The organism is Flaviflexus salsibiostraticola, from assembly GCF_003952265.1.
GTDB lineage: Bacteria > Actinomycetota > Actinomycetes > Actinomycetales > Actinomycetaceae > Flaviflexus > Flaviflexus salsibiostraticola.
Genome location: NZ_CP034438.1, coordinates 2,463,634 through 2,485,408, shown reverse-complemented (window position 1 = coordinate 2,485,408; position 21,775 = coordinate 2,463,634). Strand labels below are relative to the sequence as shown.

The following is a 21,775-nucleotide window of genomic DNA, read 5'->3' as shown; positions in this document are numbered from 1 at the left end:
CAGTCTCAGCCGATGACGTCGATGAGGAGGTCGCCGGAGGCCGGCGGCGGCTGAGTCGGGCTCAGACCGGCGATGCCGGTGAGGGAGCCGAGCTCCCGGACCGAGAGGATCCCCGCGTGGACCGGGTCATCGGCCTCGATGAGGACGAAGGATGCTGCGTCGGGGCTCGCGAGGGTGCCGATGCCATCGATCGTCACATCGACCTCATCGACCACTGCCCCCGTGTGGTCGTAGAACGTGGCCGTGGCCCGCGTCGGCTCCTCGGCGTACAGCGTCACCTGCGAACGCGAGTCGGGAATCGATGCGGCACTGCGCTCGGCCGGCTCGCTCGAGGCGAGCCAGGCGTAGTCCCCGTCGACATCGACCCGTGCCCCCGCAAGGACCGGTTGGTCGGATTCGACGATGAGGGCGGACCAATCGCCGGCAAGGCCGCCCATCGACAGATCGAGCACCGTTCCGGGGGCGAGGACGACCTCCTGCGCCCCCGGGACCTCCTCGCGCCCCTCCGCGGTGACGGAGACGATCGAGATCGTGGCGCGCTCCTCCCCCGGGTTCGCGACCCGAAGATCAACAGTGCCGGTCGCACCGGACAGGTCCGCACCGGGGACGACGACCGTCGTTGCCGCTTCAGCGCCCGCGGTCACGGATTCCGTGCCGGCCCCCGAGATCCCGTCGACCTCGTGGAGCAGCAGATGGGCGGCGATCTGGCCGCCGGTTGAGGACACCTCGAAGGCGAGACGCGGGTCGCGCACACCCGCCTCGACGAGGATCGTCTGCGATGAGTGGGCATCGACCGTCGTGGTGGAGATGACGGAGGGGCCAGCCGTGCCCGTCGACGTGTGGGCGGTGACGGCGACCGTCGCCGGAGTTCCCGAGACATTGGTGAGGACGAGTTGGGCCGAGGATGAGGCGGCGGTCGAGCCGCCGACGAGGTGCTGGGTGGTAACCGGGGAGACGCACGGCGTCAGCGACAGGCCGGCGAGATCGCCGAGCTCCTGGGCCCGCTGGGTCGTCGCGGCCGCGAGGACCGGATCCTCGCCGGGTTCGACGGTGAGCTCACCCGGGAAGGCCCCCGCCTCGAAGAAGGTGCGCAGGCCGCCCGTACCGAGATCGGCTGAGCCGAGGACGGCATCCCCGCCGCCGGAGATGATCGCGCGCGTGCGCAGGAGGGTCTCCGAGTCCTCTCCCCCAATCCCCGCGGTCATCGCCCCCATCGTCTTCTCGAAATCGGGTGGGCACGCAAGTGAGACCGAGCGGGCGGTGCCGTCCACCCGGACGGGTTCCGCGTCCGCCACCTCGACGGCGGGGGCGATGGCGGCCAGCGCCAGGCCGGCCCCGCCGAGGGCGAGTGCGGCGAGCGCGGATGCGATGCGGGAAGCTTTCATCGTGCCCTCCACGGCAGGCTGACAGTGATATTTCCGGCGATGAGGAGGACGCGCAGGAGAGTGACCCACCACTGGCCGAAGCCGCCCTCGTGGGTGATCTCGACCGTTCCGGGCCTCTCGACCTGCCAGGCCGCCCGCCACGGGTCCTCGGCCCGGGCGAGCTCGACTCCGTCTTGGACGGCGGTCCACCGCGGATCGTCCCGCTCCGCGAGCGTGAGTACGCCCGGCTCCGCGTCGACTCGCGCGTCGACCGTCCCGGAGGGAAGCACGGCATCGCCCTGCATGACCCGCCCCGAGGGCACGTCGACACGCCAGAACGTGCCGATCTCCGAGGTCGTCACGCGGGTGACCGAGTCGGTCCCGTCGAGGAGGATGCCGAGATCCTCGACGTCACTGCCCTCGCCGGGGACGACGATGACGGTGATGGCGTGCTGCGCCGCCCGCTCCGCGAAGTCGTCCTCGCCCAGCCGCGCGAGTGTGGCGGCGAGCTCCTCGCCGCCCACCTGCCCTCGGGCGGTGAGCTGCGGCCCGTCGCCGCGCCACAGCTCGGCACGGTATCCACCATCGGTGGGGCTGAGCTCCAGCGTGCGGCCCCGCGTGGGATCGGAGGCGTTCTTGGCGGCGACCGCGGGGATCCTCGTCCCCGGAGCGTCGCCCACCAGCGTGCTGCCCTCCCCGTGGACGGACACGAGCCATCCTGCGCTTCCGGCGATCGGCGTCGCCAGAACGCCGATCGCGCAGGCACCGACGAGGAGGTGACGGAGCGAAAGCCCCGATGTCGAGAGGTCGGCGCGCAGACCGTGCGCGCCGCCGGCGACCGCCACCAGGAGTCCGAGCCACAGGAGGCTGAGCCCCGGTCCCGGCCATGCAGCACCCTCGACGAGTGCGGACTGGTCGATGCCGACACTCTGCGTGAGCGCGACGGCGGTCAGCGCCCCGCCGAGACCGACGAGGATCCAGCCGATCCGAACGGCCCGCGCCCGGCGGACCCGCAAGAGGGCGAGCATCGCGGCGACCGCGACGATCGCGGCTGCACCGAGCAGGATCGGCCCGGCGACGTCGAGGCCCCTCGGCCATCCGGCGAGGATCTCCCAGCGCGACCCGCGGTCCCAGGTGAAGACTGCGCCCGGCAGGCGCACGAGGGACTCGGGAAGGTCCTTGGCGAGCGACCACAGGGCGGGACCCGAGAAGGCTGTGCCCGGGATGACGACCCAGAGCCAGGCCGCGCGGCGCTGGACGATCGCAGCGCCGACGGCGAAGACCGCGATCCCCAGGAGTGCCGCCGGGTAGGCGGCCCCTGCGGCAAGCGTCCACCAGGCGGCCGAGCCCAGATGGGAAGAGGCCCGTGAGCGCACCGCCCGGGCGAGGCTCGCCACGAGCAGCGGGAGCACGATGTGGAGGAGGACTGCGCCCGCCGAGCCTGCCGCCAGGGACGAGAGCAGCGGCGGGGCCGCCGCCCACACCGCCCCGAGGATGAAGCGGAGGACCGGCGAGGAGGCGATCATGCCGGAGGCGCGGAACGCGGCCAGGCCCGCGAGCATGGGGGCGGCCATGAAGAAGAGATAGATCGCCTCGGTGAGGGCGCCTCCCCCGTAGCCGGCGAGCCACGTGAGGGGGACGGCCAGGATCCAGATCGGCTCGAGGTGGCCCGGGTGCCCGTCGCCCGCCGGCGTCCAGCTGCTCGTCGCGGCCCTCAACAGATCACCGGCACTCGAATCGTCGGGCAGGAGGCCGCCGCCGCTCAGCCCGAAGGCCGACAGGTGCGGGGCGAAGCCCGCGAGGCCGAGGGCGAGCCCGAGGAGGGCGAGTGCTGTCGCGCTGGCCCGCGTCCGGGCACGCCGCTCGGCGGCCTCGCGCCGCACGTGCGCGGGCGGCAGACTCCGCAGCTGTGCCGCCTCTTTGCGCGCTTTGCGGATGTCGGAGCGGTTCTCGACGACATCCTTATGGGTGGCCTCGAGGCTCCGGTAGGAGCGGGTGACGGTCGCGCGGGCGAGCCGCCGCCGGGCCGCGAGCAGAGCCCGAGACCGCCGGAGCAGCTCGAGAGCCGCCCACAGCTCACCCCGGGCACGGACCGTGTCCTTGATGGCGAGCCGGGCGAGCGCCCGGAGCGGGCTGAGGATCATGTAGATGAGGAAGAGGAGCGGGGCAACCGGGAGGGGTGCGCGCTGGAGCGCCGTGTACATCTGCGATCCGCGGCGGCGCCCGAAGGAATGAGGCGTGTCCGCGAACGACGCTCGGGCGTGGCGGACGGCCGCGCTCGGCACGACGACGACGCGATGGCCGCCGGCCCGCAGCCGCCGCGACAGCTCGAGGCCATCCCCAAATGGACCGAGGGCGGGGTCGAAGCCCCCGGCGTCGGTGAGCGCCGCCGTGCGCAAGAGCATTCCCGCCGTCCCGACGGCGAGCACATCGTCGCGGGTGTCGAACTGGCCCTGGTCCCTCTCACCCGGATCGAGTTCGGGCACGCGCCGGCCGGAGCGGGTGGCGCGGATGCCGACCTCGAGAAGCTCGGTCGGATCGTCCCACCCAACCTGCTTGGGGCCGGCTGCGGCGATCATCTTCGACGACTCGCAGACCCTGTGCAGGTCGGCGAGACAGTCGGGTGCGGGGGCGGAGTCGGCGTGGAGCAGCCAGGTCCACTCGGAATCCGCAAGCCCAGCTGTGTAGGCCTCGCCGGATGTCTGGGCCTGTGGCCGGATGATCGTCGTGTCGATACCGCGCGCCTCGAGGGCGCGCGTGTCGACGTCGCCGTCGTCGAGGAGGACGAGGTTGAGCCGATCGGGTGCGCGCGTGCCATCGGCGACCGCGCGCAGGGTGCGGGAGAGGTGTTCGGACGTGGAAGGGCCGACGACAACCGCGAGGATGCCGCCGGCCGTGGGGCTCGTCATCAGTGTCAGCGCTCTCCGACTGCTCGCCTGCGCTGACGGGAGGCACGCCGACGATCATTGTCGGACATGCCGCCCCAGATTCCGTGACGGATATCATTGGTCAGCGCGTACTCCAGGCACTCGCCGCGAACCTCGCAGTTCTGGCAGACGCTTGTGGCCGGGGCGGTCGAACCGCCCTTCTCGGGGAAGAAGATGTCGGGATCGGTTTCGGCGCACAGCGCGCGATCGAGCCAGCCGAGTTCACCGTCGTCGTACCCCAGCCCCCACAGCTCGTGAAACAGCGTTGGAGTGCTGGTGGGGAGGGATGTTACGGTCGCTCCCCGGTCGTCAGGACGCCCGTCGGGCGCCTGGTTGCCGGTCAGATTCCACATCTGATCGAACCCCCTTCTCAATCGGTCACTTGGTAAATTACAACCATGTAAGCCCCGAAAGGTCAAGGTGAAAAAGACAAATTATCTCGGCGCGGAGGACGTTGGGAGGATAGACACGCCGATATCTCCCCGTTTGCAATAGATTCACCTCACACGCCTGATTGGCGTGTTGCGACACGGCGTGTCAGCATTGACACGTGTCTGAAACGCCTTCCCCCGAGATCCGATCCTTCCTCCTTGACCTCGTCGCCGAACTCGGCCCCGGCCTGCTCGCCGCGAGCCGCGAGCGCGGTGACCTGACCGCGAAGTCGAGCTTCCACGATGTCGTCACGGTCCACGACGAGGCGACGGAGGCAAAGATCCGCGACGCGATCCTCACGCGGTTCCCCGATTCCCACTTCCTCGGGGAGGAGTCCGGCTGGTCCACGGTCGACGGACCGTCCGATGGCCCGGGCGACGATGACCTCTACTGGCTGGTCGACCCGATCGACGGCACATCGAACTTCGCGGCTGGATGGGATTACTGGTGCATCTCCATCGCCGCCGTCCGCGGGGGCGAGCTGCGCGCCTCGGCCGTCCACCAGCCGCTCACGGGCCGCACATGGTCGGCCGATGACAACGGCGCCTACCTCGACGAGCCGAGCCGCCCCACCCGGATCCTTCAGGTCGATACGACCGTGGTCCCGCGGGACGGCCTGTGTATGACCGAGTACCCGTCGGTCCGTGTCGCCCGCGACGACAGCGCACTCGTCCGCTGGCGTGACGCCGCGGCGCAGTTCCGCTCGATGAGGAGGACCGGCTCGACCGCGCTCGACCTGTGCTTCGTTGCCGACGGGTCGGGGATCGCCTCATTCTCAACGGGTACGAACCCATGGGACGTCGCGGCGGGCATCCACATCCTCCAGAAGGCCGGCGCCATCTACGAGTCGTACACCGATTCCATCCCCACCGAGCCCGTGTGGGATGGTCCGGAGTACATTGCCGCCGCGTCGCAGGCATGCCTGCAGGTGAGCCGAACGGCGATGGGCCTGTGACCGCCCTCGCGATCTACCGCGCTCTCGTCGATCGGGGCGCCGCGCCCGCACTCACGCTGTATGGCCCCTCCGCCGGGGCCCCGCGCCTGGACCTGTCGGGCAGAGTGGTCGCGAACCACGCAGCGAAGGCCGCGAACCTGCTCGCGGACGATCTCATGATCGACCCCGGGTCGACGATCAGGCTCGATCTGCCGGCCCACTGGCGACTCATCACCTGGGCGCTCGGCGGTCTCCTCGCCGGGGCGCAGCTGTCGACGACCGAGGGCGACACGGTCGTGACAACGAATCCCGACGCCGACGGCGATGACGTCATCGTCGTCTCCCTCGGCGCCCTCGACATGTCCTATCCGGGCGACCTGCCGGCCGGGGTGATCGACGGCAATGCTGAGGCCCTCGGCCAGGCCGATATCCTCCTCGACGAGTCCTCCGCCGCCCCCGTATCCCCGCGCCCGCTGCGGTCCCAGGGCCGGGCCCTCATCGTCGATCCGAGCCCCGAGGAGTTCATCGACGCCTTCCTCGCCGCGATCGGGGCGGGCCTCACGCTCGTCGTGGCCGACTCCGCCCATGCGGAGAAGGCTGCCGCGGCCGAGGGTGCGGCGCCGATCGCGTACGCGGACTGACGCGGCGGACGACCCCGGGTTCGACCATCCGAGGTCAGATGCATGCACGCGGTGGGGATCCGGGCAATAATGGCGGGAAGAAGTCTCCACACGGAAGGTTAGCGATGCGCGGCATTATTCTGGCCGGCGGTTCAGGCACCAGGCTCCACCCGATCACACTCGGCGTCTCGAAGCAGCTCGTCCCTGTCTACGACAAGCCGATGATCTACTACCCGATGTCGACGCTCATGCTCGCCGGCATCCAGGACATCCTCATCATCACCACCCCGCACGACGCAGAATCCTTCCATCGCCTGCTCGGCGACGGCTCACAGCTCGGCGTCAACCTCTCCTACACCGTCCAGGAGGTGCCGAACGGCCTGGCACAGGCCTTCGTCCTCGGCGAGCAGTTCATCGGCTCCGAGGCGGCCGCCCTCGTGCTCGGCGACAACATCTTCTACGGCCAGGGCATGGGCACGAAGCTGCGCAGGCACGTCAACCCCGACGGCGGCGCCGTGTTCGCCTATCACGTCAACGATCCTGAGCGGTATGGCGTCGTCGAGTTCGACGAGAACAGGAAGGCGATCTCCATCGAGGAGAAGCCCGCCAAGCCCAAGTCGAACTACGCCGTCCCCGGCCTGTACTTCTACGACAACGATGTCGTCGAGATCGCGAAGGCCCTCGAGCCCTCAGCCCGCGGCGAGTACGAGATCACGGATGTCAACGCGCACTACCTCCGCGAGGGCAGGCTGTCGGTCGAGGTCCTCCCCCGCGGCACCGCGTGGCTCGATACCGGCACGTTCGACTCACTGGCCGACGCAACGAGCTACGTCCGCACGGTTGAGGCCCGCCAGGGCCTCAAGGTCGGAGCCCCCGAGGAGGTCGCATGGCGGATGGGCTTCCTCACCGATGAGGAGCTCGCCGAGCGCGCCCAGCCCCTCGTCAAGTCCGGCTACGGCGAGTACCTGCTCTCCCTCATCGAGCGCGGCAGGTAGCGGCCAGCAGGCAGCCTCCAGCGGGTTGCCACAGGTAGACAGCAAGAGAGACCTGCCCGAGCATTGACGCTCGGGCAGGTCTCTCTATCCAGTTCAGCTGACGGCCGGGGCTGCTCAGCTGTCCGCGAGCACCGACTCGGCGGCCACGTTCCAGCGCTCGAGCCAGTTGCCGATCGGCTCGACACCGGCGGCGACGAGCTGGTTATGGCTGAGGACCGAGAAGGAGGGTCGCGGTGCGGGGCGGTTGAAGGCGGCCGCTGTCGTCTCTGTGACGATGGCGGGATCCTTCCCGAGCGAGGTCATGATCGCCTGCGCGAAGGAGTGCCAGTTCGTCCGGCCAGATGAGGTGCCGTGGTAGATGCCGGACGGCACCTCGGCCTCGACGAGGCGAACGATGAGGTCGGCCAGGTCGGCGGTCCATGTCGGCTGACCAACCTCATCAGTGACGACGGAGAGGGTCTCGTGCCTCTCCGACAGCGCCGCCATTGTCTTCGGGAAGCAGGCGCCGTGGGCGCCGTAGAGCCAGGCGGTGCGGACGATGACGTAGTCGTCGGTGTTGGCCTTGACCGCCCATTCGCCCGCCGCCTTCGTCCGGCCGTAGGCGCCCGCCGGGGCGACGACGCCGTTCTCCTGGTAGGGCGAGGAGCTGGAGCCGTTGAAGACGTAGTCGGTCGAGATGTGGACGAGACGTGCGCCGATCTTTCTGCACCTGCGGGCCAGGTGCTGGGGGCCAACGGCGTTGACGAGGAAGGCGGCCGCCTCCTCTTCTTCGGCCTGGTCGACTGCCGTGTACGCCGCGACGTTGACGACGACGTCGACGCCATCGACAGCATGGTCGACCGAGCCTTCGTTGGTGATGTCGAGCTCGTCCTTGTCCATGGCGAGCACATCGTGCCCGGTCTCGACGAGCTTCGACACGAGGTCAGTGCCCAGCATGCCTTTCGCGCCCACAACCATCCACCTCATCGGCAGTCCTTTCGTCCTCAACATGATGGTCCAAGACTAGCGTGCCGGTCCGCGGAAACAGGCCAGGTGTTAACCTTGAGGCACAATTTGGAAACCGGCTTCTGGAGGCACAGTTGAATATCACGCCCCTTGCAATCAGCGGCGCCTGGCGGATCACGCCCCGCCAGTTCCCGGACAGCCGGGGCACGTTCCTTGAGGCGTTCAAGCAGCCGACCTTCGTCGAGGCCACCGGCCGGTCCCTCCATGTCGCCCAGGTCAACACCTCTGTCTCAGCGGCCGGCGCGATCCGCGGCATCCATTTCGCCGACGTCCCGCCCTCCCAGGCCAAGTACGTGTTCTGCACGAAGGGCGCGATCCTCGATTTCGTCATCGACATCCGCATCGACTCGCCCACATTCGGGCAGTACGATGCGGTGCTGCTCGACGACAAGGATCGCAACGCGATCTTCATCTCCGAGGGTCTCGGCCACGCCTTCATGTCCCTCGAGGATGATTCGGTCGCGACCTATCTCTGCTCGACTACCTACTCGCCCACCCGTGAGCACGGCATCAACCCGCTGTGTAGGACCATCGGCATCGACTGGCCGACCGAGGACCGCCACGGCAACCCAATCGAGCCGCTCCTCTCCGACAAGGACAGGGACGCCCCCGGCCTCATGAAGGCAGCGGAGCAGGGTCTCCTGCCGACGCTCGCCCTCGCCGAGGGCTTCGTCAGCCGCCAGAAGTAGTCGACAGTCCGAAGCTGGGCAGGGGCTCGGCGGTGACCGCGCAGACTGGGTCGGCTGTGACTGACAAGAAGAACTGTGGAGGGGGCGAGCTGTGAACTGTTCCCCATTTGTTGGACAAGTTAATTAAACACCTAGGCTGCGAGGGCGTGGGTCCGGTATTCGATCGGGCTCATGCCCTTGAGCGTTAGGGATAGTCGCTGGGTGTTGTACCAGGCGATATAGGTGTGCAGGGCTGATTCGAGAGCGGCGATGTCGTCGTGGGTGTCGTGGTGGAACATCTCTTCCTTGACGTGTCCGAAGAAGTTCTCCATCACCGCGTTGTCCAGGCAGTTGCCCTTGCGTGACATCGATTGCCGTGCCCCTGCGTTGGCCAAGGCAGCGCGCCAGGCTCCATGCTGGTACTGGAATCCCTGGTCTGAATGGACAAGCACAGTCGCTCCTGGAGGCAGGGCGCTGAGCGCGGCTTTAAGCGGGGTCAGGGTGAACTCCACTGTCGGGCTGGGACCGATCGAGTAGGACAGCACCGAGCGGTCGAAGAGATCCATGATCGGTGACAGATACAGCTTGTCGGCTCCGATGCGGAACTCGGTGACATCGGTGACCCATTTCTGGTTCGGCTCGGTGGCGGTGAAGTCCCGATTGAGGACATTGTCCGCGATGGTGCCGACCTGTCCGCGATAGCTGACATACCGTTTCCGTGATCGGGTCTTGCACTTCAACCCGAGCTCGCGCATCAGTTTCCATACCGTCTTCTGCGATATCTGCATGCCGCGGCGGTGAAGTTCCAGACGAATGCGTCGGTGCCCGTACCTGCCCTGCCTGCTGGAGAAGATCTCCGTGATCAAGGCTTTGACTGCAGCGTGGCGGTCGGGACGGTTCAATGCGCGCAGATGGTAGTAGAACGTGGACCTGGGCAGGCATGCGATCTCCAGCAGCACCGCCAGATTGTAGTCCGACTTGAGGGTGGCGACAGCGAGGGTTCTCACCTGTGCCCCTGATCCCTCAAGTCCCGCAATTTTTTCAGGTACGCGTTCTCCGCCCGCAACCGCTCGTTCTCCCGCTGGACCTGCTCGAGCTCACTGAGCTGGCGCGGCGGAGCATCATCGTCTTTACGTGGACGGCCTTTGGGCTTGGGTCGAAGGCCGGCCTCACCCTCATCTCGATAGCGACGCACCCATGCATCGATGAGCTTAGGAGAGGACAGCTGGAACTCCTGAGCCAGGGCTGGTTTCGACTCCCCGGCCAGGACACGCTCTACGACGACCTTCTTCTTCTCATACGAGTGCTGAGTCCTGGTTGGCTTGTTCATGAGGCACAATCTGCCATGGATCCGCCACCGGTCATAGAGCCGCGCCACGCGACCTTCAGGCACGCACAGCCGAGTCGCAACAAACCATGCGCCGTAGCCCCGTTCGAACAAGCCAACAGCCTCTTCACGCTGCTGTGGCGATAACAAAGACCTCAAATACATGAAATACTCCCCGGAAATCGGAACTGACTTCTACAGTCCAACTTCCGGGGAGCACTTCACTGATGCTCGCCCCCTCCACAGTTCTCTGCGTGCCCGCATGCGCGCCCGAACCCTTATGCGATCTCTCGTTCGAGATGCTACCCGCGCCCGCTGTCCTCCGGGATAGTCACGCTGTCGCTCGCGGGCCTGCGACGCCGGGCGAACCCTGACCATGGCAGCGCACGGTCCTCGGCTGAGAGCGTGAGTCCGGATTCCTTCACGCCGACATAAGCGGCGAGAACGAAGGCAGCGACATAGGCGGCGACGAGGATCTCGAGGATGATCGTGAGCACTGCCTCGCTGACCCCCGCCACGAGGGCGTACCGGGGGAAGTCGATCCATGGATAGCCGGGGTATGCGCTGTTGAGGAGGAAGATGAAGCCGTAGGCGCCGATCGCGAGGTTGACCGCGGCGACGACGACGATCGCCCGGCCCCGCAGCGGCCTCAGGCCGAGCACGATGGCGCCGAGCACGGCGAGGAAGGGATAGAAGTAGCGGCCCTGGACGCCGGCGATCGTGCCATAGGAGGTGTAGGCGCTCCACGACTCCGCGAGCAGGAGCGGCACCGTCCCGAGCGCCGGTGACACAATCGCCAGGAACGTGCGGCGGTGCTCGCCCGCATTGATACCCGCCCACACGAGGAGGCCAATGAGGGCGAGCATAAGGGCGGTGGTGAGAACCGGGTGGAAATCCGATTCCAGCCACCCGAACGCTGAGAAGAACGATGTTGTGATCGATCGCCAGGCAACGCCGAGGAACGTGGGGAACTCCGCCATCGACGGATCCCAGCCGTCCGGGACCTCGCGAGGGAAACCCGAGGGCTGGATGACGCCGAAGCGGATGATGTTGTGGATCCACCACCAGCCGATGACAAGAGCGCCGACGCCGGATGCGGCGATTGCGGCGATCCTCGCCCGCCAGGTCTCGTCCCTCTTAAGGGCGAAGACGAGGATGAGGGCGAGTCCGAAGGCAAGGAGCAGGCCCTTACTCCACAGGGCGAGGCCGAGGGAGAGCGCAACGAGTGCGACGGTTGCCGGCCGGATCCTCTCCGTGCCCGCCTTGACGAGGGCGGCGACGACAAGGGCGCCCGCACCGATCGCCAGCGCATCGTTCGTCACCCCCGCCGTGATCGCGAAGTACTGGGGAATGCCGAAGGGAAGGAAACCGGCGGCGAGCGCCCACGTGCGCCGCGCGCCAAGTTTCCGCGCCGTGTAGATGAGGGAGGGGATGAGCGGGAGCGTGAGGACGATCCCGTAGAGCCGCAGGCCGAGCAGCATCCGATCCCACGGCTGCTGGTCGAGGTTGAACAGATCGGTGACAAGCGCCCCGCCGGCGTAGTAGACGGGCGGGTGTTGGCTCATCTGGTCGATCTCGCTGCTCGACGGGTCCAATCTCGGGACGCTGCCGGTGGCGGAGCGCTCCTCGTGCGGGGTGACCTGCCGGTTGCGGAAGTAGGTGGGGAAGGGCGGCTCGGTGCGGGGCTCGGCCCGGTCGTTGCCGAGCTTCGTGCGGGCGAGCCCGGAGAAGCCCTCGGCGCTCGACGTGATGGTGCCCGATTCTCGGGCGGCCTCGATGACGGAGCTGCCGACCCTCGCATGACCCGGCGACGGCCATCCCCCACCCGAGGCGAGGCGTAGAATCGAGTTGACGTGGTGGGGCTCATCTGGGCCCCGGAAGCCCGGCAGGGACACCGCCCAGACGGCCTGGACGACGAGGACGAGGAGGGTCAGCAGCGCTGCTGACGCGACAAAGGCCCGCTTCCCCATGCCTACCCGCCGTACCGTCCCATGCGGCCGCGCAGTCCGTCGAGGAAGCCCCGCGCGACGTACCGCGCACGGACCCGACGGTCGGGGTCGATGAGGAGGTTGAAGACCGCGAACCGGATGATCCAGTAGAGGTAGCGGACGCGCCAGGGCCCCGGCAGGAGGTCGGTCCTGATGAGGGCGAGGGTGTTGCGGATGAGGTAGTAGTTCCGGATCGGGCTGTGGATATGGACGACCTGCGACCGCCCGGGCACCGTGACGACGCTATCGCCCAGGCTGTGCTCGAGCACTGTCGTAGGCACGGCGACGAGCCGGTACCCGGCCCGCCTCGCCCTCATCCCCCACTCAAGATCGACGTGGTCGATGAAGAGGGCCGCGTTCATGAGCCCGACGTCCTCGAGGACTCGGCGCGGGATGAGGCAGCCGGATGCGAGGAGGAAGGACACCTCGACCTCCCGGGCCCCGCTCGGGAGCGGGGCCCGCTTCGGGCCCCATCGGTGATCCGTGTAGACGAGCACGTCGGTGCCCTCAATCGGCACAGGTCCGACCGCCCCCACACCGTGGTCGAGGTGGCCGATGAGGGTGTCGACCATACCGGCAGGGATGATCGAGTCCTGGTCGGAGAGCAGGACAGCATCGGCGCCGCCCTCGAGGGCGGCGCTGATCCCGATGTTCTGGGCGGCTGCGATCCCCACGTTGTCGCCGAGCGCGATGAGCTCCGCACCGGCGTCCGCGCAGTCCCGCGCGAGCCCCTCATCGCCGCCCGGAGTATTGTCGACGACGGTCACGCGCGTGCATTGGTCGACGAGCGCGTCGAGGAGCCGGCGGATCGACTCGGGGCGGTGGGTGACGACGATCGCGTGGACCTTCACGGGCGCCCCTCGTCCCACGCACTCAAGTCCGCCGCCGGCTCGTGGCCCGCGGCCGGTTCGTGGCCGGTCTCCTGCGCAGCGGCTGCCGCCTGGGGTTCGGCCGGCAGGTCAGCACCCCGCGTCTTCGCCAGCATGAGGAGGACAATGATGGCGTTCACGGCGAGATAGACGGAGAGCATGATGACGAGGACCGGGACGGGCACTCCGATGACGTGGGCGGCGCGTTCGATATCGAACCAGGCGGGCCCCGGGTAGGCGCTGCGCAGCAGCCAGGCATAGCCGAAGAGGCCGACGCCGACCGTGAAGAGGATGAACACCCGGTATCCCCACCGCCCGAGGGCCGTGAGGCCGAGGACGACCCCGCCGAAGGCGGCGAGGGTGGGATAGAGATAGCGGCCCTGGACGCCGGCGACGACCGATGTCGAGAGGTAGTTGAGCCAGCCCTGCGCGTACAGGAGGACGATGAGTCCCGCGAACGGGGACATGAGGATGAGGAGGGTCTTCCGGGATCGGCCCGCGACGACGATGGCGAGCACCGCTCCGCCGACGAGGATCGTGAGGAGGACCCAGGTCAGCCACGCGGGGAAGTCCGCCTCGAGCCATCCGTAGGAGGAGAAGAAGGACTTCGTGAATGTCCTGAACGCGATCGTTGCGTAGTGCCCGAAGTCGGCGGCGGCAGGATCCCACTCGGCTGGGACCGGCCTCGAATACCCGGCCGGCTGGAGCACTCCGTAACGGACGATGTTGAGGATCCACCACCAGCCGATGAGCAGTGCCATCGACCCCGAGACGAGTGTCGCTGCGATCCTTGTCCGCCACCGCTCGCCGTCCGCGAGCATGAAGACGAGGATGAGCGGCAGCCCGAAGGCGAGGAGCAGGCCCTTGCTCCACAGGGCGAAGCCGAGGGAGCCGCCGACGAGGGCGACCGTTGTCGGGCTGATCCGCTCCGTGCCCGCCTTGACGAGGGCGGCGACGACGAGGGCGCCCGCCCCGATCGCGAGCGTGTCATTCGTGACGACCGCGGTGATGCCGAAGATCTGCGGGATGGCGAGGGGGATGAGGCCTGCGGCAAGCGACCAGTGCCTGTTCGCGCCGAGCCTGCGGGCGGTGTAGATCGTCGCGGGGACGAGGGGGATGGTGAGGGCGATGCCGTAGAGGCGCAGCGCCTGGACGAGCCGATCCCACGGAGCATCCTCCAGATCGAGCGCCTTGACGAGCGCCGCCCCGCCCGCATAATAGAGCGGCGGGTGCTGCGTCATCTGGTCGACCTCGACAGACTCGGGGTGCTGTGCCGCGACCGGGTAGATCACGGAACGGAGCCGGTGCGGGGTGACCGGGGTGTCGGCGAACTTCGCACCGATGCTCAATCCGTGGAGCAGCTTCGTCCGGTGCTCGCCGGTGAACGGCACATCGGCCGAAAGGATGAGGCCGGCCTGCCTACCCGCCTCGGAGATCGCAGGGTCGATCATCGCCTGGCCCGGCTCCGGCCATCCCCCGCCGCTCGCGAGTCGCATGATCGAGTTGACGTGATGGGGCTCGTCCGGCCCGCGGAACGCCGGCATCGTCAGCGCCCAGACCGCCTGGATGAGGACGGTGAGGAAGGTGATGAGGACACCGGTCCGGATGAATGCCTTGCGGCTCACTGCACGCTCCTTGCGGATCTCCGGATGGACAGGGACGAGGAGAGGCCGAGGATGAGGTCGGCGATGGTGAAGAGGATCCGGCTGAGGAGGACGACGACAACGACATCACCGGCTGGCACCAGCCCGGCCAGGGATGCTCCGAGGACAACCTCGCGCACACCGACACCGGCTGGGACGAAGAAGACGAGGAATCCGACCACCCACGCGAGGGCGTAGCCGCCCAGGGTGAGGAGATAGGTCTGGAGCGCGGGATCGTTGCCGAGACCGGTGAGGATGAGCCACACCTGAAGGCCGGCCACCGCCCAGCTCGCCGCCGCCCACAGCGCGGCCACCCAAATGGCCCGCCCGGAGAACGGCTTCTCGATGCCGTCCCGCTTGAGCAGGGTCAGTCCCCGGTTGACGAAGACGTTGAGCACGGGCGGGTACAGGATGATGAGGAGCACGGGGATGACGAGCAGCACCCACCAGTAGGTATCGATGAGGCCAGAGGGTCCGAAGACGAGTGCGATCGATGCGAGCCCGAGGCCCGTGAGGACCGAGACGAGCATCGACATGAGGAGAACGGTGACGGAGCGGCGCCGGGAGATGTCGTAGTCCGTCCCCATCTCCGCCGCCGCGACGAAGTTCCAGACCCCGCCGGGCAGGTACTTCGCGACCTGCGAGACGAAGAAGATCCGCCTCGCCGGACCGGCCTTGACGGGGTCGCCCGCGTCATTGAGGATGGTCCGCCACGCGAGCATAGTCAGCCACACGAAGGCAAAGGAGATGACGAGCGCGAGGAGGACGACCCACCAGGACAGCCGACCGAGGGCGTCCGAGACCTCCTCCCAGTTCCCGACGACGGCCCACACGGCCGCCGCGACTGCGGCGACCATGAAGAACGACCGGAAGGCGGGCGAGCGGAGCGCGCCGATGACTGTCTTCACGAGAGACGCTCCTCGAGTGGGGTGATGACTGCGCTGTGGGTGAAGGAGCGGGACGCGAGGTCAAAGGCCCGCCCCCGCATCTCCTCCCGCCGAGCATCGTCGTTCACGAGAGTGCGGATCGCATCAGCGAGCGCCGCCGGGTCACCGGCCGGCACGTAGGTCGCCGCGTTCCCCAGCATCGCCCGCTGGGGCGCGGTGTCGGACGTGATCGTCGCGCATCCCGCCGCCATCGACTGGTACACCTTGTTGGGGACGACCCGCTGGGCCTTGTCGGTCGTGCCGAAGATGCCGAGCCCGATCGCGTGGGAGGCGACGATGGCGGGCAGCTCCGTCGACTCAGCCCAGTCGATCCACGTAATGTCGGCGTCGCCGACGATCTCCCGCACCTCTTCGTAGTCCTGGCCCGTGCCGATCATCGTCACCGGCGGAAGGTCACCGCTGTCCGCGAGGATCCGCAGCGCGCGGGCAATGGTCGGAGTGCCCTGGAGCGGGGTGTAGAGCCCGTAGAAGACGACGCCGCTGATCGGGTACTCCTGCCGGGCCTCGAACCATGCGTCCGGTGCGCCGACGGGGACGACGACCCCCTTGTGCTGAAGCGGGGCGGGCGCGAGATCGGCGTGGGCGGTCGTGTCGTAGACGACGATGTCGGCCGCCGTGATCGCAAGCCTGTCGAGTCCGGTGAGGATGCGGTTGAGGACGCCGCCCTTTGCGCCCCGGTCGGCGGCCGTGTCGGCCGCATAGATGAGGTGGTCGAGAATGATCGTCGTTCGTGGGTAGAGGATCCTGGCGAGCAGGACATCGAAGTGACCGAGGTAGCCGACGAGGATCGCGTCGGGCCGCCGGGACCCCCGGTGCCTCCTGGTGCCCGCGATGAGGCGGATCCAGTTCTTCGCCAGACGGCCGAAGAAGGTGAGGGCCGCCGAGGGCGAGGAGAGTGCGGCCACGCGGCCCTCGGTGCTCACCCGCAGCGGCTCGTTGAGCTCATCGACGGTGTGTCCGCGGTCGCGCAGGCCCTCGAGCAGGATGCCGACGCGGGGATGGGCGGCGATGTTGTACGTGCCGAAGCCGAGGATTCTCATCGCCCCACCTTCCAATCCCACATGGCTCTCACGCCATCGACGAGGCTCGTCGACGGCCGCCAGCCGAGCAGGTCGCGGGCCCGGTCGATGCGGAGCCAGGTCGACGAGTTGTCGAAGGGGCGCCCCTCATCGATGATCGGGTCGATCTGCCGGCCGGTCACCTGCGCGACAATGTCGAGGAGACTGCACAGTGAGGTCGGCTCGCCGGAGCCGATGTTGATCGTGGCACCGATGGAGCGGTCGGTTGCAAGAGCGGCGATGATGGCGTCCGCGCAGTCCCCGACGAAGACGTAGTCGCGGGCGACGGCGGGATCGCCGAAGATGACCGGCCGGCGCCCGTTGATAATGGCGTCGAGCCAATGCCCGAGCACGCCCTGCCCGCCCTTGGCGAGCTGGCCGGGACCATAGACGTTGGACAGCCGGAGGATGGTCGAGTCGGGACGCTGCTCGCGCGCGATCCCCTCCATCTGCGCCTTGAGCCTGCCGTAGGCGTTGACGGGGGCCAGCTCATCCTCTTCGCTCGATGGGGCCGGGGCGCTGCCGTAGACGGTGCCGCCCGAGGAGACGAGGATGAACCGGGCGATGTCGAGATCGGCCATGGCAGCCAGCGACTCACGGAACAGGTCGAGCTCGGCGTCGGCGGTCTCCGGGTGCTGGCCGACGCTCGCGGGCGTGCTGCTCGACGCGACCCAGACCGCCCCGTCGAGACCGTTGGCGGCCTTCCGACCCTCGGGGCTCGTGATCGGGTGCTCCTGCGTGAAGGGGACCGCCTCGTGTCCGGCGGATTCGAGGGCGGCGGTGAGGGCGGTGCCGATGAACCCGCGTGCCCCGATGACTCCGACTCTCATGGCCGCCTCGCAATCGACTCGAGGAGGGCCGCGTAGCGCCTGCCGACGGCCTCGACGCTGTGTCGTTCGGCGCGCTGGGCGCCGGCAGCGGAGATTCTCTCCCGCAGACCCCGATCGGCGGTGAGGCGGTCGATGGCGCGGGCGAGCCCCGCCTCATCCCCCGGCTCGACGAGCAGGCCGGTCGTCCCGTCCTCGATAACGGTGTCGATACCGGGCAGGTTCGAGGCGATCGCGGGCAGCCCGGAGGCCAGCGACTCGAGGAGGACGACCGGCAGGCCGTCCTGGTCGCCCGAGACGGCCCGCACGGAGGGGAGGATGATGATGTCGGCGCGGGAGTAGTGCTCGCGCAGCTCACGCTTGGGCTTCGCCCCAACGAAGTCGATGGGCAGACCTGCCGCCAGCGCCCTCAGCTCACCCTCGAGGGGACCATCGCCGATGACCGTGAGGTGCCAATCGACCCGCGTGTGGCGGAGTGCGGCGATGAGGTGGCGCAGGCCCTTTTTCTCGACGAGGCGGCCGACGAAGAGAAGCTCGGCCGTGTCGATGTCACGGACCTCGTGGGGGATGATGCCGGTGAGATCGGCGCCCATGGGCTCGACGCTCACCTCGGTCACGCCGAGTCGCTCGAGCTGCGCCTTCATCTGGTCGTTCATGACCGTCGTGTGCTCGGCTCTCGAGACGATCCTCTTGACGACCGTCCGAATGGGGGTGTCGATGAGGGCGTAGAGGTCCCCACCGAGGGTCGTGAGGAGGACGGGGATCCGCCGGTTGGCGATGTAGGCGGACAGGCCCTGCGGGATGATCCAGAAGGCGTGGATGACATCCGGCCTGAAGGAGCGGATCGCGCGGGCGATGTGGATGATTTCGGAGATGAAGAACGGGGCGATCTGCAGGGCCCGCAGCTTCTTGCCGCGGAGATTTTCGAGGATGGCGCCTTCGGCGAGGTCCTCCCACTTGCGGGGGAAGAAGCGGAACCGGTGGATGTCGACTCCCCGGTGGGAGGTGCGGAGCGGGGCCCCGGGCACAGCGGGCACAAGAACCCGGACGTCCATACTCTTCGCCAGCTCGACTGCGAGATCGCTGACGAACTCAGGCGTCCCGTCCCCCGGGCGGGCGGGGAAGGTCGACGCCAGCAGGAGCACCCGCCGTCGGCGCTCTGTCACGAATGTCCTTCGGTCTGCCGATTGTGGGCGAGCCCCAGAGGATCCGTCTCGGTGCGATGAGCCTCGAGCGCGCGCCTCTGCTCCATGAGGCCCTCCGGTGTGCGGGCCTTCGGATCATCGGTCATCGGGTCGAGCCCGTACTGGATCTCCTTGATCCGCTCGAGCTGATCCTCGATGAGGACCCTGTTCGTTCTCAGCAGGTCGGCGATGACGAGGAGGGCCAGGCTGAGGAGGCCGCCGACGAGCATCGCCGATCCGAAGATGAGCGACTGGATGTTGCCGGCGCCCTCGCCCTGGAGCCAGAAGATGAAGAATCGGATGAACGGGATGAGCCCGGCCAGCATCATGAGCCCGCCCAGCCAGCCGAGGATGACATAGGGCTTGAACATGAGGAACGAGCGGGTGATCGCGAGACCGGACTTGAACATGTGCTGCCAGATGTTCTTGAACAGGCGGGACTCGCGTGTCTTCGGGTTGGTCGTCACCGGGATCGACTCGATCCGCAGGCGCTTATTACCCGCCTGAATGATCGTCTCCATGCAGTACGAGAACTGGGTGACGATATTGAGACGGTAGAGGGCCGCCTTCGAGTAGGCGCGGAAGCCCGACGCCGCGTCGGGGAGCTTCGTCTCCGCGGCGAGGTTGACGACCTTCGACCCGACGTTCTGCATGAGCTTCTTGAAGTGGGAGAAGTGCGCGATCTGCGACGTCTGGCGGTCCGCGATGACGATGTCGGCGCGGCCCTCGACGATCGGGGTGACGAGGTCAGCGATTCGGTCCTGCGGGTACTGGTTGTCGCCGTCCGTGTTGACGACGATGTCGGCGCCGTGGGACAGGGCGTAGTCGACGCCGTCGCGGAAGGACCTCGCCAGCCCCATGTTCCGCGAGTGGAGGACGAAGTGCTTGACCCCGTGCTCCTTGGCGACCTCGACGGTCCGGTCGGTCGACCCGTCGTCGATGATGAGGATCTCGACCTCATCCACTCCCGGGATCTCCCGGGGGATCGACTCGAGCACGAGGGGCAGGGTGGTCTCCTCATTCAGGCATGGGACCTGCACAAATACTTTCATCAGACTTCCTATCCGGGCCGTATGCTATCCAGATTCTATGTACCGCTCCGTCGGATCGGCACCCGGCGCCTCGGTTTGTAAGCGATTGAACAGCGGCCGCGCCATCCTTCAGCGTACCGCGCCGCGCACGTGCTGCCCGGTAGGCAAGGGAGAGCTCCCATAGCACTGGCCCGTAAGAGGCGCAGGACAGCTCACGCGCCCTCGGATGGAGTGTCGGATTGGCCCGACGGGCGCTCCTCCTGCACCTCGCGCGGCGAGCCTGGACTCATCTCCCCCGCGCGTTCCGAAGGAACGGCGGCCTGCCGACCGCGGAGGGGCACCTGGCGGAAGGGTAACTGGCGGGAGGGCACCGCCGACATGTCACCGCGCCTTCCCGCAGCGAGGGCGACGCCCGCCACCATGATCACCGCACTGCCGAGGACGGCGAGGCCGACCCAGATCTTGAGTGTCGAACCTGCTGCGATCGACCACGCATCCCAGCGGATCCATGAGATGCCGAGAAGGGACTCGGCGGGGTAGGCCGCCCGAAGCATGAGCCAGAGCCCGTAGAGGCCGAGGAGGGGCGCGGCGATCGACAGGAGCGCGCCGCCCGCACGGGCGGCCCAGCGCCCGACGCGGCGGAGCGAAGCGATGCCCCAGGCGGCGAGCGCCGCGAGCGCCGGCACCGCCGGGAACAGGTACCTGCCCTGCATCCCCGCCACGTTGCCCGTGTGGAGGTGATTGAGCCAGGCCTGGACAAGAAGAATGACGACGATGACCGGTACGACGAGGGTGAGGGTCACGAGTGCAGCGCGACGGCCGCGCGCTGCGGCGAAGCCCGCGGCGGCTAGGGCCACCGCGATCGCCGTCAGGCCCACGAGAAGCGTGGCCGGCATCGGCAGCTCGAGCCAGCCGAACTTGCCCCAGAAGGATCCAGCGAGGTCGCCGAGGGCAGTCCGGAGGAAGGCGAGGGGATCGGGCTCGCGCCCTGCCCAGTCGGTGGCCTCATTGGGGAATCCGGCGGGCTGGAGCGTGCCGTAGAGGACGAGGTTGCGCGCCCACCAGTACCCACCGATGAGGAGACCGGTCAGACCGGCCAGAACTCCGTAGACGAGCTTCCGTGCCCTCGACATGGGCCCGGGAGAGACAAGGAAGGCGAGGCCCGCGATGAGGCCGAAGGGGAAGAAGGTCGCCTTCGTCCACAGGCCGAGCCCGAGCAGGGCTCCGACGAGGAGAATGTCGCGCTTTCTCGGGGCAGTCGTGGCGACCTTTGCACACACGACGGTGAGCAGGGCTCCGGCGAGAATGTAGAGGGAGTCGTTCGACACGGCCGAGCCGATGTGGGCGAGCTGGGGGATGGCGAAGACTGCGGCGCCCGCCGCGAGCGCGAGCCGCCTGTCCAGTCCGAGCAGGCGGGCCGTGGCGATCGCGGTCGGGACGACCCAGACGACCATGAGCGCAGAGAGGATCCGCAGTGCGAGCAGTTGGCCATCCCACTGCCACGTGTCCGCGCCGAGGACAGTGAGATAGCCGGCGGCGAGCCCGTAGTAGAGGGGCGGATGCTGGGTCATCTGGTCGACGCCGACCGACCCCTCCCCCGCGAACCGGGGCACGGTCCGCTCATGCTCCGGTAATGGATCAACGTCGGCGAGGCGGGTCCCGTTGCCGTAGATGAGGCCGCCATCGAGGCGGTAGAAGTGGGAGATGCCGACGTCGGGGGCCCCCGGTGGGACGAGCCCGCCCTCGATGGCAACGGTGAGGACGTCGGGGTCGAGGGTGGCCTCGCCCGGGGCCGGCCACCCGCCGCCGTTCGCGAGCCTCATGACTGAGTTGTAGTGCATGGGCGCGTCGGGCGTGCGGAAGGTTGGCGACGCGTAGGCCCAGGCGATGAGGAGGACGAGGTAGATAGCGGTCAGCAGCGCGCCTGCGCCGATGAACAGTCTCCGCTGCATCCCG

At 68.2% G+C, this 21,775-nt stretch carries 19 protein-coding genes; 4 read left to right on the top strand and 15 right to left on the bottom strand.

Annotation, left to right across the window (positions count from 1 at the left end; translation table 11 throughout):
- Positions 1-5: 5 nt before the first annotated feature.
- From EJO69_RS11595 to EJO69_RS11585, 3 genes are read right to left on the bottom strand one after another with little or no spacing between them, the layout of a single operon-like run.
- Complete coding sequence (locus tag EJO69_RS11595) at positions 6-1,385, bottom strand: DUF5719 family protein (protein WP_126042006.1); 1,380 nt, start codon at positions 1,383-1,385, stop codon at positions 6-8.
- A complete protein-coding gene (locus EJO69_RS11590) occupies positions 1,382-4,273 on the bottom strand; it encodes a glycosyltransferase (protein WP_126042004.1) in 2,892 nt (963 codons plus the stop codon). The genes EJO69_RS11595 and EJO69_RS11590 overlap by 4 nt, the downstream gene beginning before the upstream one ends.
- Positions 4,274-4,278: 5 nt before the next feature.
- Positions 4,279-4,644, bottom strand: coding sequence for a WhiB family transcriptional regulator (locus EJO69_RS11585; RefSeq protein ID WP_126042002.1), 366 nt, complete (start codon positions 4,642-4,644; stop codon positions 4,279-4,281).
- A 197-nt stretch (positions 4,645-4,841) separates the two neighbouring features.
- Between EJO69_RS11585 and EJO69_RS11580 the strand changes: the two genes are divergently transcribed.
- From EJO69_RS11580 to rfbA, 3 genes are all read left to right on the top strand, one after another.
- The gene (locus EJO69_RS11580; protein ID WP_126042000.1) at positions 4,842-5,678 is read left to right on the top strand and encodes an inositol monophosphatase family protein; all 837 of its coding nucleotides are present in this window, start codon (positions 4,842-4,844) and stop codon (positions 5,676-5,678) included.
- Positions 5,675-6,298, top strand: coding sequence for a TIGR03089 family protein (locus EJO69_RS11575; RefSeq protein ID WP_126041998.1), 624 nt, complete (start codon positions 5,675-5,677; stop codon positions 6,296-6,298). The genes EJO69_RS11580 and EJO69_RS11575 overlap by 4 nt, the downstream gene beginning before the upstream one ends.
- Positions 6,299-6,402: 104 nt before the next feature.
- Positions 6,403-7,272: a glucose-1-phosphate thymidylyltransferase RfbA gene (gene rfbA / locus EJO69_RS11570; protein WP_126041996.1), complete on the top strand. Its 870-nt coding sequence runs from the start codon at positions 6,403-6,405 to the stop codon at positions 7,270-7,272.
- A gap of 114 nt (positions 7,273-7,386) precedes the next feature.
- On the opposite strand, the gene rfbD is transcribed toward rfbA, so the two are convergent.
- Positions 7,387-8,238 (bottom strand): dTDP-4-dehydrorhamnose reductase, encoded by an 852-nt coding sequence (gene rfbD, locus EJO69_RS11565; protein WP_126041994.1) that lies wholly within the window; start codon positions 8,236-8,238, stop codon positions 7,387-7,389.
- Positions 8,239-8,351: 113 nt separating this feature from the next.
- Between rfbD and EJO69_RS11560 the strand changes: the two genes are divergently transcribed.
- Positions 8,352-8,966 (top strand): dTDP-4-dehydrorhamnose 3,5-epimerase family protein, encoded by a 615-nt coding sequence (locus tag EJO69_RS11560; protein WP_126041992.1) that lies wholly within the window; start codon positions 8,352-8,354, stop codon positions 8,964-8,966.
- Between the two features lie 131 nt (positions 8,967-9,097).
- Here EJO69_RS11560 and EJO69_RS11555 read toward each other — a convergent pair whose 3' ends face one another.
- The 11 genes from EJO69_RS11555 to EJO69_RS11505 form a co-directional block, all read right to left on the bottom strand.
- Positions 9,098-9,952 (bottom strand): IS3 family transposase, encoded by an 855-nt coding sequence (locus tag EJO69_RS11555; RefSeq protein WP_164519959.1) that lies wholly within the window; start codon positions 9,950-9,952, stop codon positions 9,098-9,100.
- Complete coding sequence (locus EJO69_RS11550; RefSeq protein WP_164519830.1) at positions 9,949-10,275, bottom strand: helix-turn-helix domain containing protein; 327 nt, start codon at positions 10,273-10,275, stop codon at positions 9,949-9,951. The genes EJO69_RS11555 and EJO69_RS11550 overlap by 4 nt, the downstream gene beginning before the upstream one ends.
- 299 nt (positions 10,276-10,574) lie before the next feature.
- On the bottom strand, positions 10,575-12,242 hold the full coding sequence (locus EJO69_RS11545; RefSeq protein WP_126041988.1) for a DUF2142 domain-containing protein: 1,668 nt from the start codon (positions 12,240-12,242) through the stop codon (positions 10,575-10,577).
- A 2-nt stretch (positions 12,243-12,244) separates the two neighbouring features.
- On the bottom strand, positions 12,245-13,111 hold the full coding sequence (locus tag EJO69_RS11540; protein ID WP_126041986.1) for a glycosyltransferase family 2 protein: 867 nt from the start codon (positions 13,109-13,111) through the stop codon (positions 12,245-12,247).
- On the bottom strand, positions 13,108-14,754 hold the full coding sequence (locus EJO69_RS11535; RefSeq protein WP_126041984.1) for a DUF2142 domain-containing protein: 1,647 nt from the start codon (positions 14,752-14,754) through the stop codon (positions 13,108-13,110). The genes EJO69_RS11540 and EJO69_RS11535 overlap by 4 nt, the downstream gene beginning before the upstream one ends.
- Positions 14,751-15,680 (bottom strand): lysylphosphatidylglycerol synthase domain-containing protein, encoded by a 930-nt coding sequence (locus tag EJO69_RS11530; protein WP_126041982.1) that lies wholly within the window; start codon positions 15,678-15,680, stop codon positions 14,751-14,753. Before EJO69_RS11530 ends, EJO69_RS11535 begins: the two co-directional genes overlap by 4 nt.
- Positions 15,677-16,759 carry a glycosyltransferase gene (locus EJO69_RS11525; protein ID WP_211331446.1) on the bottom strand — a complete coding sequence of 361 codons (1,083 nt, stop codon included), beginning with the start codon at positions 16,757-16,759 and terminating at the stop codon, positions 15,677-15,679. Before EJO69_RS11525 ends, EJO69_RS11530 begins: the two co-directional genes overlap by 4 nt.
- A complete protein-coding gene (locus EJO69_RS11520; protein WP_126041980.1) occupies positions 16,756-17,607 on the bottom strand; it encodes an NAD-dependent epimerase/dehydratase family protein in 852 nt (283 codons plus the stop codon). Before EJO69_RS11520 ends, EJO69_RS11525 begins: the two co-directional genes overlap by 4 nt.
- Positions 17,604-18,770 carry a glycosyltransferase family 4 protein gene (locus tag EJO69_RS11515; protein WP_126041978.1) on the bottom strand — a complete coding sequence of 389 codons (1,167 nt, stop codon included), beginning with the start codon at positions 18,768-18,770 and terminating at the stop codon, positions 17,604-17,606. Before EJO69_RS11515 ends, EJO69_RS11520 begins: the two co-directional genes overlap by 4 nt.
- Positions 18,767-19,840 carry a glycosyltransferase family 2 protein gene (locus EJO69_RS11510; protein ID WP_126041976.1) on the bottom strand — a complete coding sequence of 358 codons (1,074 nt, stop codon included), beginning with the start codon at positions 19,838-19,840 and terminating at the stop codon, positions 18,767-18,769. The genes EJO69_RS11515 and EJO69_RS11510 overlap by 4 nt, the downstream gene beginning before the upstream one ends.
- 191 nt (positions 19,841-20,031) lie before the next feature.
- On the bottom strand, positions 20,032-21,771 hold the full coding sequence (locus EJO69_RS11505) for a DUF2142 domain-containing protein (protein ID WP_126041974.1): 1,740 nt from the start codon (positions 21,769-21,771) through the stop codon (positions 20,032-20,034).
- Between the last annotated feature and the right edge of the window lie 4 nt (positions 21,772-21,775).